Raw genomic sequence first — 15,409 nt, forward strand, 5'->3', positions numbered from 1 at the left:
CGAAGGAGGGAGCCATGATGTACAACGCTCAAGGAAAGATGTCCCAGGCCGACGTGCTCGCGCAATATGCGCCGCTCGTGCGCCGCCTCGGACTGCAACTCGTCGCGAAGATGCCGGCGAGCGTCGATCTCGACGATCTGATCCAGGCCGGCATGATCGGCCTGATGGACGCGGCCGGCCGCTACAAGGAAGACCAGGGCGCGCAGTTCGAGACCTACGCGACGCAGCGCATCCGCGGCGCGATGCTCGACGAGCTGCGCAGCAACGACTGGCTGCCGCGCAGCCTGCGCAAGACGTCGCGCGAGGTCGAGCATGCGGTGCACCAGGTCGAGCAGCACCTCGGCCGCTCGGCGAGCGAGACCGAGATCGCGCAGCACCTCAACATGCCGCTCGACGAATACCAGGGGATGCTGCAGGACCTGCACGGCAGCCAGCTCATCTACTACGAGGATTTCGATCGCGCGGCCGACGACGAGCCGTTCCTCGACCGCTATCGCGTCGATCATGCCGATCCGTTGTCGGCGCTGCTCGACGAGCATCTGCGCGAGGCGCTCGTCGAGGCGATCGAGCGGCTGCCGGAGCGCGAGAAGCTGCTGATGTCGCTGTACTACGAACGGGGTCTGAATCTGCGCGAAATCGGCGCGGTGCTCGAGGTGAGCGAATCGCGCGTATGCCAGCTCCACAGCCAGGCCGTCGCGCGCCTGCGCGCACGGCTGCGCGAACAGGCGTGGGTCGGCGCGGAGTCCTGACCCCGAAGTCCTGCCCTTTCGGCCACGGCCGCGCGTGCCCGCGCCGCGCGCGTCTCGTGCCGACGCGTCGTCGTTGCGCATTTCGCGCGCCGATTTGCTACAATCCCCTCCGTTTTCCGAGGAGCGTTGCGACGGACCATCAGCGTCCGCCAGGCTCGGAAGGCTTCACCAAGCAGCCGTGCGGCGATCGTTTCGAGCGACCGTCGCGCCGGCCCCGCTTCCTGAACGGCGCTCACGTCACCAATCTAGAAACTTTTTAGAAAGGAGGGCGTGATGAACGCCATTATCGATTCCAAGGCTTCCCACGATTACGTCGTCGCCGACATGGCGCTGGCCGGCTGGGGCCGCAAGGAACTGAACATCGCCGAGACCGAAATGCCGGGCCTCGTGCAGATCCGCGACGAATACAAGGCGCAGCAGCCGCTGAAGGGCGCGCGCATCGCCGGTTCCCTGCACATGACGATCCAGACGGGCGTGCTGATCGAGACGCTGAAGGCGCTCGGCGCGGACGTCCGCTGGGCGTCGTGCAACATCTTCTCGACGCAGGATCACGCGGCGGCCGCGATCGTCGAAGCCGGCACGCCGGTGTTCGCGTTCAAGGGCGAGTCGCTCGACGAATACTGGGAGTTCTCGCACCGCATCTTCGAATGGCCGAACGGCGAATTCGCGAACATGATCCTGGACGACGGCGGCGACGCAACGCTGCTGCTGATCCTCGGCGCGAAGGCCGAGAAGGACCGTTCGGTGATCGCGAAGCCGACCAACGAGGAAGAAGTCGCGCTGTACAAGTCGATCGCGGCGCACCTCGACGTCGACGCGAACTGGTACTCGAAGCGCCTCGCGCACATCAAGGGCGTGACCGAAGAAACCACGACCGGCGTGCACCGTCTCTACCAGATGGAAAAGGACGGCCGCCTGCCGTTCCCGGCGTTCAACGTGAACGATTCGGTCACGAAGTCGAAGTTCGACAACCTGTACGGCTGCCGTGAATCGCTCGTCGACGGCATCAAGCGCGCGACCGACGTGATGATCGCGGGCAAGGTCGCGGTCGTCGCGGGCTACGGCGACGTGGGCAAGGGCTGCGCGCAGTCGCTGCGCGGCCTGGGCGCGACCGTGTGGGTCACCGAAATCGATCCGATCTGCGCGCTGCAGGCGGCGATGGAAGGCTACCGCGTCGTGACGATGGAATACGCGGCGGACAAGGCCGACATCTTCGTGACGGCGACCGGCAACTACCACGTGATCAACCACGATCACATGAAGGCGATGCGTCACAACGCGATCGTCTGCAACATCGGTCACTTCGACTCGGAAATCGACGTCGCGTCGACGCGCCAGTACCAGTGGGAAAACATCAAGCCGCAGGTCGACCACATCATCTTCCCGGACGGCAAGCGCGTGATCCTGCTGGCCGAAGGCCGCCTCGTGAACCTCGGCTGCGCGACCGGCCACCCGTCGTTCGTGATGTCGAACTCGTTCGCGAACCAGACGCTCGCGCAGATCGAGCTGTTCGTGCGCGGCAACGAGTACGAGAACAAGGTGTACGTGCTGCCGAAGCATCTCGATGAAAAGGTCGCGCGCCTGCACCTCGCGCGCATCGGCGCGAACCTGTCGGTGCTGTCGGACGAGCAGGCTGCGTACATCGGCGTGCAGAAGGACGGCCCGTTCAAGCCGAACCACTACCGCTATTGATGCGCGGCGGCCGCCGCACCGTGCGCGCCCGTGGCGGGCGCACGGTGCGGCGGCGCTCACCGATCGTACCGATCGACAACCGAACCGGAGCCCTCCATGAGCGTCATCCTCACCTGGGTCATCAACGCGCTCGCGCTGCTGATCATCACGTACCTCGTGCCGTCGATCCACATCAAGAGCTTCGGCACCGCGCTGATCGTCGCGGTCGTGCTCGGGCTGATCAACACGGTGATCCGGCCGGTGCTGATCCTGCTGACGCTGCCCGTCACGATCGTCACGCTCGGGGTGTTCATCCTCGTCGTGAACGCGCTGTGCTTCTGGTTCGCGTCGTCGCTGCTGAAGGGCTTCGAGGTGTCGGGGTTCTGGTCCGCGTTCTTCGGTTCGATCCTGTACAGCATCGTGTCGTGGCTGCTGTCCGCCCTGATCTTCGGCCAGCGCGACATCGGCTGACGGCGAGCGGGCGCAGGCTCAACCCCATCGAATCATGAAACCGATCGAACTCTCGTTTGAATTCTTCCCGCCGAAGACGGCGGACGGCGTCGAGAAGCTGCGCGCCACGCGCGCGCAGCTGCTGCCGCTGAAGCCGAAATTCGTCTCCGTGACGTTCGGCGCCGGCGGCTCGACGCAGCAGGGCACGCTCGATACCGTGCTCGACATGCAGAAGGACGGCCTCGAGGCCGCGCCGCACCTGTCGTGCATCGGCTCGTCGCGCGACAGCCTGCGCGCGATCCTCGACCAGTACCGCTCGCACGGCATCCGGCACATCGTCGCGCTGCGCGGCGACCTGCCGTCGGGGATGGGCGAGGTCGGCGAGCTGCGCTATGCGTCCGAGCTCGTCAGCTTCATCCGCGCCGAGCATGGCGACTGGTTCCACATCGAGGTCGCCGGCTATCCGGAGTACCACCCGCAATCGCGTTCGCCGAAGGCCGATCTCGAGAATTTCGCGCGCAAGGTGAAAGCCGGCGCGAATTCCGCGATCACGCAGTACTTCTTCAACGCGGATGCGTATTTCCGCTTCGTCGACGACACGCGCAAGCTCGGCGTGGACGTGCCGATCGTGCCGGGCATCATGCCGATCACGAACTTCTCGCAGCTGATGCGCTTTTCCGAGATGTGCGGCGCCGAAGTGCCGCGCTGGGTCGCGCGCCGGCTCGAGAGCTTCGGCGACGATCGCGAGTCGATCCGCGCGTTCGGCGCGGACGTCGTCACGAGCCTGTGCCAGCGCCTGATCGACGCGGGCGTGCCGGGGCTGCACTTCTATACGCTGAACGCAGCGGTCGCGACGCGGACGATCTGCGAACGGCTCGCGGTGTAACGAGCGCCGTCACGCGGTTGCCTGCGTGAAAGCCCCGCCGGTTTGCGCCGGCGGGGCTTTTTTATCGTGACGCGCCGCGCATGCCGCGTGGCGCAAGCCGCCGAATCAGCGCTGCGCCTGCATCAGCGGCGGACGGCGGTCGAACCACGGCCGCGCGTGTTCGAGCTGCCGCGCGAGCCGGAGCAGCAGCGCGTCGTCGGCGTGGCGCGCGGCGAACTGCACGCCGATCGGCAGCCCGCGCGCATTCCAGTACAGCGGCACCGACATCGCCGGCTGCCCGGTCAGGTTGAACAGCTCGGTGCAGCCGGCCCACGCGAACGCCTTCTCCGACGATTTCGCGAGCATTTCCTTCAGCAGCGGCTTCACCGGCAGCGCGGCGAGCAGCTTCATCTGCGCGGATTCGAACGGCGTCGGCTGCAATTCACCGATCTTCACCGGCGGCCCCGCGAGCGATGCGCACAGGATCGCGTCGTAACGCGACACGAGACCGGCGACCTGCACGGTGAGCTGGCGCTGCCATTCGAGCACGTCCGGCAGGCGCGTGCGCGCGAGCCGTCGGCCGACCACCGCCATCGCCCACGTCGCGGCCTCGAATTCGCCGCGCCGGGGCGTGCGGCCGGTCAGCGCGCGTGCGCCGAGCACCATGTCCTCGGCGATCGTCGCCCACAGCGTCAGGAAGGTTTCGGCCGCGCGCGCGTAGTCGATCGGCAGCGTCGCCGGCTCGACGCGGTGGCCGAGCGATTCGAGCAGCGCGGCCGCGTCGTCGAGCGCCGCGCGCGTGTCGTCGGCGAGTGCCGGCGCGAGCATCGGATCGACGACGAGGCCGATCCGCAGCGGGCCGGGCGGCGTATCGAGCGCGCCGAGGAAGGTGCCGGGCGCGCCGGGCGGCAGCGTCTGGCCGGTCGTCACGTCGAGCAGCAGCGCACTGTCGCGCACGCTGCGCGACACCGCGTGCTGGACGACGAGTTCGCCGTTCGACGGCAGGTCGACGAGCACCGGGTTGCGGCTCGGCTTCAGCCCGAACAGCCCGCAGCACGACGCCGGAATGCGGATCGAGCCGCCGCCGTCGGACGCATGCGCGAGCGGTACGATGCCGGCCGCGACGGCCGCCGCCGCGCCGCCGCTCGACCCGCCGGGTGTGTGGTCGAGATTCCACGGGTTGCGGCACGCGCCGAACAGTTCCGGTTCCGTGTACGGCATCTGGCCGATCTCGGGCGTGTTGGTCTTGCCGAATACGTTCAGGCCCGCCGCGCGGCTGCGCGCGATCACCGGCGAATCGTCGGCCGGCACGAAGTACCGGTAGTGCCGGCTGCCCATCGACAGCGGCAGCCCGGCGACCGCCGCGCCGAGATCCTTGACGAGATACGGCACGCCCGCGAACGGCGCGTCGGCGCCGGGTTGGGGCGCGGCCGCCGCGCGCGCGCGCGCGGCTTCGTAGTCCTGCAGCACGATCGCGTTGATCGCGCCGTTCACCGCTTCGGCCTGGCCGATCGCGGTGTCGAGCAGTTCGCGCGGGCTGGCGTGGCGGTCGCGCACGAGCGCGGCGAGGCCGATTGCGTCATGCGCGAGATAGTCCGAGTGCATCGCGGTCACCCCCGTTGTGACTCGTGGCGATGGTGCGAGCATAACGCGGGCCCGGCGCGCCGGGCCCGCGGCCGGGCCTTTTTAGAGATGCTCGGCGAGGAAGGTCAGCGTGCGGCCGTGCGCGAGCGCCGCGGCGCGCTGGTTGTACGACGCGCGGTCCGTGCAGTTGAAGCCGTGCTCGGCGCCCGGGTACACGTGGAACGAAGCGTTGCCGCGGCCGGCGAATGCGGCCTTCACCTGATCGACGGCCGTGAGCGGAATGCCGTGGTCGTTTTCCGCGTAGTGGAACAGGATCGGCTGCGTGACCTGGCCGGCGAGGTCGAGCGCATTCTGGATGCCGCCGCCATAATAGGCCACCGCCGCGTCCAGCTTGCCGGTCGCGGCCGCGCGATACGCGAGCTGGCCGCCGAAGCAGTAGCCGATCGCGGCGAGCTTGCCGGCCACTTCGGGGCGCGCGCGCAACGCGTCGGCCGCCGCGACGATGTCCGCGACCGCGAGACCCACGTCGGTCTTCTTCAGCAGCTCGATGCCCTTGTCGCGATCCGCACCCTCGTAGGTCAGCTCGACGCGCGGCTGCGTGCGCCAGAATACGTCCGGCGCGAGCGCGACGAAGCCGTCGGCCGCGTACTGATCGGCGACCGCGCGGATGTGCGCGTTCACGCCGAAGATCTCCTGGATGATGATGACGGCAGGGCCCTTGCCGCGCTTGGGCAGGGCGAGATAGCCGCCGAAGCTGTCGTTACCGGTCGGGATGTCGATCCATTGGGCAGTCACGTTCTGAACTCCTGGCGTGCGGGGTGCGGGAGGCGCCCCCGGGGATGAAAAGAGGCGGCCTAGTGTGCCACCAATCGCCCGCTGCTGCAGCGCACGCGGCCGCTTCTCGCGCAGCGATCGTTTCGATCTCGATTATTCATTTTTCGGCGCCGCGCCGCTTCGATAGAGTCGATGTACCGGCCTTTACAAAGCGCTTTCGCGCACCGTCATCGAAGGATTCGCCATGTCTGCCCGCTCGTTTTCCACGCCCTTTTCCGCACGCTTCGGCCTGCGTCTGCCGCTCGTGCAGGCGCCGATGGTCGGCGCGACCACGACCGCGATGGTCGCCGCCGCATCGAATGCCGGTGCGCTCGGCAGCCTCGGCGCCGGCGCGCTCGCGCCCGAACGGATCGACGCCGAAGTCGCCGCGATCCGCGCGGCGACCGATCGCCCGTTCGCGATCAACCTGTTCGTGTTGCCCGATGAAGCCGCGCCCGACGCGGCGACCGTCGCGCGCGCGCTGGCGGCGATCGACCCGCTGAATGCCACGCTCGGCTTGCCGCCGGGCACGGCGCCCGCGCGCTACGCGCCCGATTTCCGCGCGCAGCTCGATGCGCTCGTCGCGCTGCGCGTGCCGGTCGCGAGCTTCACGTTCGGCGTGCTCGACGCAGCCGACGTCGCACGCCTGAAAGCCGCCGGCACCTATGTGATCGGCACCGCGACGCACGTGGCCGAAGGGCTCGCGTGGCAGGCGGCCGGCGCCGACGCGATCTCCGCGCAGGGCGCCGAGGCGGGCGGCCACCGCGGCACCTTCATCGGTGCCGCCGACGACGCGCTGATCGGCACGCTCGCGCTCGTCCCGCAGCTCGTCGACGCGACGGGCCTGCCGGTGCTGGCCGCGGGCGGCATCATGGACGGCCGCGGCATCGCGGCCGCGCTCGCGCTTGGCGCGCAGGCCGCGCAACTCGGCACCGCGTTCCTCACGTGCGCGGAAAGCGCGATCGCCGCGGACTGGAAGGCGCGTCTGCTCGCGAGCGCCGATACGTCGACGCAGGTCACCCGTGCGATCACCGGCCGTCACGCACGCGGGCTGCGCAACGCGCTGATGGCGCGGCTCGGCGAGCACGTGGTCGACGTCCCACCGTATCCGGTGCAGAACGCGCTGACCCAGCCGCTGCGGCAGGCGGCCGCGCGCGCGAACGACGGCGACTACCTGTCGCTGTGGGCCGGCCAGGGCGCGCCGCTCGCGCGGCGGCGCGGCGATGCGCTGACGACGTCGCAGTTGGTCGCCGCGCTCGATGCGGAATGGCGCGCATCGGCTGCCTGAACACCGTTTCGGCCGCTTGAGCCGTTCATGTGGGGCGACGAAACGCGCGTGGTGTCACGCGCGTTTCATTCAATGATCCAGGTCACAAAATACCGAATCGAAATGCCCGCGCGACTCGCTTGAAACGACCTTTCGACAGTGCGTCGAAATTAGCGGAAACCCTTATCCGCCGGGGCTTGCAGCGCGATTCGAATCATCCTTCCAAAGCGCGCATATCGGTAGTGTTACCACTATCCTAAAAAAGTCCCACAAATTAATTTGATCACCTACACTTGCGCGCAAGTACGAGCGGGCGGCTGCTAAAAGCGGCGGTTTTCACGTGCTTGAGGCCAAGTGCATGAAGGATGCAACCGGCGAATCGTCCAGTGATTGCAAACACGGGGATGGCAGCGGGGCACCGGGCGATGGCGTTTTTTGGGACCGAACTGGAGACTTACATGAATATCAAGATGCAAAAGCTGTTGCCGATCACCGCAGCGGCAATGCTGTGCGCTGCAGCTGCAAGCAACGCGTCCGCCGATCAAGTCGTCAAGATCGGCCACGTCGCGCCGTTGACGGGCGGCATTGCACACCTGGGCAAGGACAACGAAAACGGCGCGCGTCTCGCAGTCGAGGAGATCAACGCGAAGGGTCTCACGATCGGCGGCCAGAAGATCACGCTGCAACTCGACCCGCAGGATGACGCCGCCGACCCGCGGCAGGCGACGCAGGTTGCGCAGAAGCTCGTCGACGACAAGGTCGTCGCGGTGGTCGGCCACCTGAACTCGGGCACGTCGATCCCGGCCTCGAAGATCTACAGCGATGCGGGCATCGTGCAGATCTCGCCGTCGGCGACCAACCCGGCCTACACGCAGCAAGGCTTCAAGACCACGTACCGCGTGGTGGCGACCGATGCGCAGCAGGGCCCGGCACTGGCGAACTACGCGCACTCGAAGGGCATCAAGAGCGTGGCGGTGGTCGACGATTCGACCGCGTACGGCCAGGGTCTCGCGAACGAGTTCGAGAAGAAGGCGAAGGCGCTCGGCCTGAAGGTGATGTCGCATGACGCGACGAACGACAAGGCGGTCGACTTCCGCGCGATTCTGACGAAGATCAAGGGCGAAAACCCGGACGCGATCATGTACGGCGGCATGGATGCCACCGGCGGCCCGTTCGCGAAACAGGCGAAGCAGCTCGGCCTGCGCGCGAAGATCTTCGCGGGCGACGGCGTGTGCACGGAAAAGCTGGCCGACCTGGCCGGCGACGCGACCGACAACATCGTGTGCTCGGAGGCCGGTGCCTCGCTCGAGAAGATGCCGGGCGGCGCGGCGTTCAAGGCGAAGTACGAGAAGCGCTTCGGCCAGCCGATCCAGATCTACGCACCGTTCACGTATGACGCCGTGTACATCATCGCCGACGCGATGAAGCGCGCGAACTCGACCGACACGGCGAAGATCCTCGCGGCGATGCCGGCGACGAAGTACACGGGCGTGATCGGCACGACGACCTTCGACGCGAAGGGCGACCTGCAGCACGGCGTGATTTCGCTGTACAACTACAAGAGCGGCAAGAAGTCGCTGCTCGACGAAGTGAAGATGTAACGCTTCAGCGGCCGACAGAAGGGGGGAAAGCGCGCATGCGGCAACGCATGCGCGCTTTCTTTTTGGGCCGGCTTACGCCGCCGCGCCGTCAGATCTTCAGGTGCGCGAGCACCCTGGGTGCGACGAGCGCGACGAGCGCCGCGCACAGTGCGACGACCGACAGGCCGATCGTCAGGTTCGCGGCCTGCGCGACCGCGCCGATCACGACCGGACCGAACAGCAGTCCGAAATACGCGAGCCCGGCCACGTGCGCGAGCCCTTCGGCCGCGTGGATGCCCTTCACGCGCGCGGCGGCCGCGAACAGCACCGGCATCATGTTGGCCAGCCCGAGGCCCATCAGCGTGAAACCGGTCAGCACCGCGACCGGATTCGGCAGCAGCAGCGCGCCGATCATCCCCGCACAGGCGAGCGACGCGCTCGCGAACACGAGCTGCGGCGCGCCGAAGCGGGCGCGCACCGCGTCGCCCGCGAAGCGCGCGATGGCCATCCCGCCGGAGAACGCCGCGTACGCGGCGCTCGCGAGCGCGGGGCTCGCCGCGACGACGTCGCGCATGTAGACGGTCGCCCAGTCGTACATCGCGCCTTCGGCGATCAGCGCAACCAGCGCGATGCCGCCGAGCATCCACAACGCGGGCGAGCGCCAGCGGTTGCCGCCGCCGTGCGCCTGTTCGTGGTGCGGTACGTGCGGCAGCACGGCCGGGCTCGCGGCCACGAGCACCGCGGCGCTCGCCGCCGCCGCGAGCGCGAGATGCGCGACCGGCGCCATGCCGGCCGACAGCAGCGCGCCGCCGGCCGCCGCGCCGGCCATCCCGCCGATGCTGAACATCCCGTGCAGCGACGACATGATCGGCTTGCCGAGCGCGATTTCGACCGCGCTGGCCTCGGCGTTCATCGCGACGTCGAGTGTCGCCATCGAGAAGCCGAACAGCGCGAGCACCACGAGCAGCATCCAGTAGTCGGGCACGACGAGGATCAGCGCCGCGCACGCGGACATCACGAGCCCGCCGGCGACGCACGCGGTGCGCGAGCCGACGCGCGCGATCCAGCGCGCGATGGTCAGCATCGCGGCGATCGACCCGCCGGCGACCGCGAACAGCGCGATCGACAGCAGCCCGGGGCTCAGCGAGAACTTGTCGCGCACGGTCGGCACGTGCACGCCCCACGACGCGTACATCATGCCGGCGACGAAGAACAGCGCCATCGACGCCGTGCGCGCGCGCTGGCGCGCCGGCAGCGGCAGCACGCGATGCGCGTCGGGCGGCGCGGCGAACGGGGACGGCGATTCGGAGGAAGGGGATTCGGACACGGGAAGGCTCGTCAGGAAAATGCGCGGGCGCACGCGGCGCCGATCGGATTTGTCCGATTCTATCGAACCGCTTACGATCCTGCCGGGCGATGGCCGTTCGGCCGATGCGCGGCGTGCGGCGCCCGCGGGTAACATCGAAACCCTGGCCGACGCGCCGCCTTTCGACCGCAGGAGTCACCTTGAACATCGATCCCGCCTTCGCGCTGCATCTGCTGCACCGCTGCACGTTCGGCACGCTCGCCACCCATGCGCGCGAACCGGAGGGCTTCCCGTATCCGACGGTCGTGCCGTTTGCACCCGATGCAAGCCATCGGCCGGTGATCCTGGCGAGCGGTCTGGCCGAGCACACGCGCAATCTCGCAGCCGATCCGCGCGCGGGTTTCCTCGTCGTCGACGTCAGCCCCGGCGATGTGTTGAGTGCCGAGCGTGCGACGCTGCTGGGCCGGTTCGTGCCGCTCGGCGACGATCCGCACGTCGCCGCGCGTTACCTGCGCTACGAACCGAGCGCCGCGCGCTATCTCGCGCTCGGCGATTTCGGGTTCTGGGCGCTCGAGATCGAGCGGTTGCGCCATATCGTCGGGTTCGGGCGGATGGGCTGGATCGACGGCGTGCAGCTCGATGCGCTGCCGCCGCTCGCGTTCGACGACGAACGGGCACTGTGGGCGGCATACGACGCGGGCGACGCCCGCCGCGACGGGCTCGACCTGCTCGGCGTCGATCGCCATGGCGCGGACTGGCGATGCGACGGCCGCCGCGTGCGCACGCCGTTCGACGCGCCGTCGGCCGACATCGGTGCGCTGCGCGAACAGCTGATCGCCCGCGCAAAGGATGTGACGTGACGTCACGGGTCAGTGATTTGTTCGTTTAGCAAACGGCGTCATCTGGTTTTCGCGAAACTCTCGTCCGATGAAAGCTTTGATTTTCTTCAATGCAGGGTAATTGCGTATGTTGAAAGACCTAATAGCCAATCGCTAATGTCCTAATCTCTATGGAGGAGCGTAAAAATTTGAGAAAAGGCCGCGGCCGGTCAAAATGACATGTGCGAATTTCAATTGATCTCGGGATTTTCATGAATCTCGCTTCTATCAAATCTTTTTTGTGCTAATCTCTGCCTTCAAAAATCCGAGGCACATATATTTCATGAATGGTGAGCTGGCTCAGACCGGCGCCATTGGTCAGATAGATAGAAAGGGAAACTATGTCTTCTTACAAGGACCTGCTGGCCCAGCGGGAGAAGCTGGAGAAGCAAATCGAAGAAGCGAAGTCGCGTGAATACGCTGAAGTGCTGAATGACGTGAAGCAGAAAATTGCCGACTACGGCTTTTCGCTCGCCGAACTCGGCCTCAGCCGCGCGAAGGCCGGCAAGGTCGGTCGTCCGCGCGCAGGCGTGGCGGCCAAGTATCGCGATCCGGAAACGGGCGCGACGTGGTCGGGTCGTGGCAAGCCGCCGCGCTGGATCGCCGGCAAGAACCGCGAACAGTTTGCGATTTAAGCGTTCGTTTAGGTTGCCCGCTCTTCGAAAGAGCCGCGTGTCCGTCGAGGAGCGCGGCTTTTTTGTTTTCCGGACACCGGCGGCCCAGCCGGGTCGTCATGAAGCTGTAAGCATGTCCGGTGAATGAAAATGCGACACGTTCGCATAAGCGATTGATTTAAATGAGAAATTTGTGGATATTGGCCGGGCTGGCGGGGCGCCTTTGATAGAATTGCGTACCGCACACCGATATCTCATATTTCATGTCCACGTTTTCCGGCGACGCGCAGAGCGCAGATAAGCACGCCGTTGCGCGCAAGAGCACGCTCGTCAGTATTGTCCTCAATGTCGTACTTGCGACATTTCAGATCGCGGTCGGCGTGATTGCGCATTCGCAAGCATTGATTGCGGACGGTGTGCATTCGATTTCCGATTTGATCTCGGATTTTGTCGTGCTGGTTGCGAATCGGCATAGCGGCGCATCGCCGGATGCCGACCACAATTACGGCCATAGCCGCTACGAGACGGTCGCGTCGCTGTTTCTCGGCGCGATCCTGATCGCGGTCGGTATCGGCATGCTCTGGCGCGCCGGCGACCGCCTCGTTAATCTCGAAAACATTCCGGCCGTGCATTTTTCCGCGCTGATCGTGGCGCTGACGGTACTCGTGTCGAAGGAAGCGCTGTTTCGCTACATGCTGCGCGAAGCGCGGCGCGTGCGCTCGGCGATGCTCGTCGCCAACGCATGGCATGCGCGTTCGGATGCGGCGTCGTCGCTCGTCGTCGCGATCGGCATCGTCGGCAGCCTGGCCGGTGTGCGGCTGCTCGACCCGATCGCGGCGGCGATCGTCGGCTTCATGGTCGCGCGCATGGGCTGGACGTTCGGCTATGACGCGTTGCAGGACCTCTCCGACCGCGCGCTCGATACGGCCGACACGGCCGAGATCCGCGCGCTGCTCGTCGCGACGCCCGGCGTGCGCGACGTGCACGACCTGCGCACGCGCAAGATGGGCGATGCCGCGCTCGTGGACGCGCACATCCTCGTCGATCCGAAGATCTCCGTCTCGGAAGGGCATTACATCGCCGAGACCGCGCGGGCGCGCGTGCTGTCCGACCCGCGCGTGCTCGATGCGCTGATCCATGTCGACCCGGAGAACGATGCGGCGCGCCGTCCGGCGCTCGCGCTGCCGCCGCGCGGCGAACTGGCGGCGCGGCTCGAGGCCGCGCTCGCGCAGCGCGGGCTGCATGCGGCGGCGATCAACCTGCATTACCTGAGTACGGGGCTCGAGGTCGACGTGACGCTCGACGGCGATCCGCGCGACACCGATGCGGCGCTGGCCGCCCGGCTCGACATCGACACGCTGAAGCGCGAGTTCGGCGCACGCCGGATCGGCTTCACGCGCACGTTGACCGGGCAGACGTGACCGGCAACCGGCGGCCGGCACCGGCGAACGCGGCCCGCCGCAGGGCAGGCCCGCGCGTTACAGCGGCAGTTGCGTGTCGAACTTGATTTCGCGCAGCACGACGCTCGTGCGCACCTGCGACACGGCCGGGATCTTGAAGATGCGTTCGTGCAGGAACACGTCGTAGGCCTTGATGTCCGGCGCGACGATCTTGAGGATGTAATCGGCTTCGCCGGTCGTGCTGTAGCACTCGGTGACTTCCGGGCAGGTCGCGATCTCGCGCTCGAACTGCTCGACGCCGCCTTCGTTGTGGCGCGTCAGGTGCACGTGCGCGAGCGCGCAGACGTGCAGGCCGAGCTTCTCGCGATCGAGCAGCGCCGTGTAGCGCTGGATCACGCCCGACTGTTCCATGTCCTTGATGCGGCGCCAGCACGGCGTGCTCGACAGCCCGACCTGGTCGGAGATTTCCTGAACGGAACGGCGCGCGTCGAGCTGCAACAGGCGAAGGATTTTTTGCGAAAAGGAATCGAGCGTCACCTGCGCCTCCATGCGGCAGCTACAACACGCTGAATGTTAGAGCGCCGGGGAACGAAAGGCAATCTGGCGACGCGCCGTTGAGCGAGATTCGCTAATTTGCTCGCGGATCCGTGGGATTTTGTCCCGCCCCCGCGCTTTCCGACCGATCGGTATCCGACACGGCCAGGCCCGCGAGCGCGGCCTGCTGCCGGCGCAGGTCGGCGAGCATGTTGCAGAACAGCGCGCCTTGCTCGATCGCGTCGTCGAGCGCGACGTGCGTGTGCGGATGGTCGTCGAACCAGTGCTTCGGAAAGCGCGGCTTGATCGCCTTGCGGTACGGCAGGCCCGTCATCGCGAACGCGAGCGTCTTGATGTCGAGCGCCGACCACGAGAACGGGCAGCGCCCCGCGAACCGCATCATGTACCAGAACATGAACGTGAAATCGAAGCCGGCCGGCATCGCGACGAACACCGGCTTGCCGGGCAGCGCCTCGACCCATTCGACGTACGCGACCAGCGCCGCGTCGGGCGTCTGCAGATCGCGCCGGCACGCGGCCCAGGCTTCGGGCTCGGTCTTCCACCACGCTTCCTGCACCGGGTGAGCGCTGGCGCCGGGCAGCGTCTCGAGGTTCGCCGAGAACGTCGCGATCAGTTGCTTGTCCTCGGTATAGGCGGCCGACGCGAAGCTCAGCATCGAATGCGGGCCGGGAATCGGGCCGTCGGCTTCGACGTCGGTGCTGACGTAAATTTCCGGGATGGCGGTCTGGTTCATCCGAATACCTTGTCGGATACGAACGGGTTCGTGCGGCGCTCGTCGCCGAACGTCGACACCGGGCCGTGGCCGGGCACGAACGTGACGTCGTCGCCGAGCGGCCACAGCTTTTCCTTGATCGAACGCACGAGATCCTCGTGATTGCCGCGCGGGAAATCGGTGCGGCCGATCGAGCCCGCGAACAGCACGTCGCCGACGATCGCGACGCGATGCGCGCGGCTGAAGAACACGACGTGGCCGGGCGTGTGGCCCGGGCAGTGATAGACCTCGAGCGTCTCGTCGCCGAACCGCACGGTGTCGCCGTCGTTCAGCCAGTGGTCGGGCTCGAACACGTCGGCGGCCGGAAAGCCGAAGCGCTCGCTCTGCGTCGGCAGCTTCTCGATCCAGAAGCGTTCTTCTTCCTGCGGCCCCTCGATCGGCACGCCGTAGCGCGTCGCGAGCGTCTTCGCGCCCGCGCAGTGATCGATGTGCCCGTGCGTGAGCAGCACTTTCTCGACCTGCACGTTCTGCCGCGCGACTTCCTGTTCGATCCGGTCGAGATCGCCGCCCGGATCGACGACGGCGGCGCGGCCCGTCTTCTCGCAGACGAGCAGCGAGCAGTTCTGCTGGAACGGCGTGACCGGAATGAGCGTGACTTTCATGAGGGCACCGGCGGCTAAAAGGAGCGATTGTACCGGTCGCGCGCGTGGCCTGCCGTGCGTACGATGCATGCCGCAGCACGCGGATCAGGGCATTCCCGGAGCATGCCGATTGTTACAGCCATAGCGAGAATCAATGGTCCGCCGGGGGCCCTTTTCGAGACAAGGTTTTGATTTATGTATAATGCGCCCCATTGCGCGTGAATTTCACGCCATTCGCTGGTGTATCGGCCCCGTTAAACGAGGCGTCCGATCCACCGTCAAGCATCAGCCGCCGGGGAGTCCGGCGGTGTATCCAGCACCGAG

The 15,409-nt window shown here is 66.9% G+C and carries 15 protein-coding genes and 1 riboswitch; of the genes, 9 read left to right on the forward strand and 6 right to left on the reverse strand.

Features of this window, described 5'->3' with window-relative positions; genetic code table 11:
• Positions 1 to 14: 14 nt before the first annotated feature.
• From KR541_RS01015 to metF, 4 genes are all read left to right on the forward strand, one after another.
• Positions 15 to 749 carry an RNA polymerase sigma factor FliA gene (locus KR541_RS01015; RefSeq protein ID WP_006484033.1) on the forward strand — a complete coding sequence of 245 codons (735 nt, stop codon included), beginning with the start codon at positions 15 to 17 and terminating at the stop codon, positions 747 to 749.
• A 112-nt stretch (positions 750 to 861) separates the two neighbouring features.
• Positions 862 to 990: riboswitch (S-adenosyl-L-homocysteine riboswitch) on the forward strand.
• Positions 991 to 1,022: 32 nt separating this feature from the next.
• On the forward strand, positions 1,023 to 2,441 hold the full coding sequence (gene ahcY, locus KR541_RS01020) for an adenosylhomocysteinase (protein WP_050011826.1): 1,419 nt from the start codon (positions 1,023 to 1,025) through the stop codon (positions 2,439 to 2,441).
• Positions 2,442 to 2,537: 96 nt separating this feature from the next.
• Positions 2,538 to 2,891, forward strand: a complete 354-nt coding sequence (locus KR541_RS01025; RefSeq protein WP_011882923.1) for a phage holin family protein — start codon at positions 2,538 to 2,540, stop codon at positions 2,889 to 2,891.
• 34 nt (positions 2,892 to 2,925) lie between these two features.
• Complete coding sequence (metF, locus tag KR541_RS01030; RefSeq protein WP_050011827.1) at positions 2,926 to 3,756, forward strand: methylenetetrahydrofolate reductase [NAD(P)H]; 831 nt, start codon at positions 2,926 to 2,928, stop codon at positions 3,754 to 3,756.
• 105 nt (positions 3,757 to 3,861) lie between these two features.
• Here the strand turns inward: metF and KR541_RS01035 are convergent, their stop codons facing one another.
• Positions 3,862 to 5,340, reverse strand: coding sequence for an amidase (locus KR541_RS01035; RefSeq protein ID WP_216089625.1), 1,479 nt, complete (start codon positions 5,338 to 5,340; stop codon positions 3,862 to 3,864).
• An 81-nt stretch (positions 5,341 to 5,421) separates the two neighbouring features.
• Positions 5,422 to 6,114 carry a dienelactone hydrolase family protein gene (locus KR541_RS01040; protein WP_050011828.1) on the reverse strand — a complete coding sequence of 231 codons (693 nt, stop codon included), beginning with the start codon at positions 6,112 to 6,114 and terminating at the stop codon, positions 5,422 to 5,424.
• A 223-nt stretch (positions 6,115 to 6,337) separates the two neighbouring features.
• Between KR541_RS01040 and KR541_RS01045 the strand changes: the two genes are divergently transcribed.
• A complete protein-coding gene (locus KR541_RS01045) occupies positions 6,338 to 7,420 on the forward strand; it encodes an NAD(P)H-dependent flavin oxidoreductase (RefSeq protein WP_089488051.1) in 1,083 nt (360 codons plus the stop codon).
• Between the two features lie 437 nt (positions 7,421 to 7,857).
• Positions 7,858 to 9,000 (forward strand): branched-chain amino acid ABC transporter substrate-binding protein, encoded by a 1,143-nt coding sequence (locus KR541_RS01050; protein ID WP_050011830.1) that lies wholly within the window; start codon positions 7,858 to 7,860, stop codon positions 8,998 to 9,000.
• A gap of 88 nt (positions 9,001 to 9,088) precedes the next feature.
• Here the strand turns inward: KR541_RS01050 and KR541_RS01055 are convergent, their stop codons facing one another.
• Complete coding sequence (locus tag KR541_RS01055; protein ID WP_425542614.1) at positions 9,089 to 10,201, reverse strand: MFS transporter; 1,113 nt, start codon at positions 10,199 to 10,201, stop codon at positions 9,089 to 9,091.
• A 284-nt stretch (positions 10,202 to 10,485) separates the two neighbouring features.
• Between KR541_RS01055 and KR541_RS01060 the strand changes: the two genes are divergently transcribed.
• The 3 genes from KR541_RS01060 to KR541_RS01070 all read left to right on the forward strand — a co-directional run bounded on the left by KR541_RS01060 (position 10,486) and on the right by KR541_RS01070 (position 13,198).
• Positions 10,486 to 11,145: a HugZ family pyridoxamine 5'-phosphate oxidase gene (locus KR541_RS01060; protein ID WP_216089315.1), complete on the forward strand. Its 660-nt coding sequence runs from the start codon at positions 10,486 to 10,488 to the stop codon at positions 11,143 to 11,145.
• 359 nt (positions 11,146 to 11,504) lie between these two features.
• Positions 11,505 to 11,798, forward strand: a complete 294-nt coding sequence (locus KR541_RS01065; protein ID WP_006491875.1) for an H-NS histone family protein — start codon at positions 11,505 to 11,507, stop codon at positions 11,796 to 11,798.
• 242 nt (positions 11,799 to 12,040) lie between these two features.
• A complete protein-coding gene (locus tag KR541_RS01070; RefSeq protein ID WP_050011832.1) occupies positions 12,041 to 13,198 on the forward strand; it encodes a cation diffusion facilitator family transporter in 1,158 nt (385 codons plus the stop codon).
• 57 nt (positions 13,199 to 13,255) lie between these two features.
• Here the strand turns inward: KR541_RS01070 and KR541_RS01075 are convergent, their stop codons facing one another.
• The 3 genes from KR541_RS01075 to KR541_RS01085 all read right to left on the reverse strand — a co-directional run bounded on the left by KR541_RS01075 (position 13,256) and on the right by KR541_RS01085 (position 15,106).
• The gene (locus KR541_RS01075) at positions 13,256 to 13,726 is read right to left on the reverse strand and encodes an Lrp/AsnC family transcriptional regulator (protein WP_006477376.1); all 471 of its coding nucleotides are present in this window, start codon (positions 13,724 to 13,726) and stop codon (positions 13,256 to 13,258) included.
• Positions 13,727 to 13,805: 79 nt separating this feature from the next.
• On the reverse strand, positions 13,806 to 14,465 hold the full coding sequence (locus KR541_RS01080) for a 3'-5' exonuclease family protein (RefSeq protein WP_050011833.1): 660 nt from the start codon (positions 14,463 to 14,465) through the stop codon (positions 13,806 to 13,808).
• A complete protein-coding gene (locus tag KR541_RS01085; RefSeq protein WP_050011834.1) occupies positions 14,462 to 15,106 on the reverse strand; it encodes an MBL fold metallo-hydrolase in 645 nt (214 codons plus the stop codon). The genes KR541_RS01080 and KR541_RS01085 overlap by 4 nt, the downstream gene beginning before the upstream one ends.
• Between the last annotated feature and the right edge of the window lie 303 nt (positions 15,107 to 15,409).

It is taken from the genome of Burkholderia sola, assembly GCF_905400185.1.
GTDB classification, from domain to species: domain Bacteria; phylum Pseudomonadota; class Gammaproteobacteria; order Burkholderiales; family Burkholderiaceae; genus Burkholderia; species Burkholderia sola.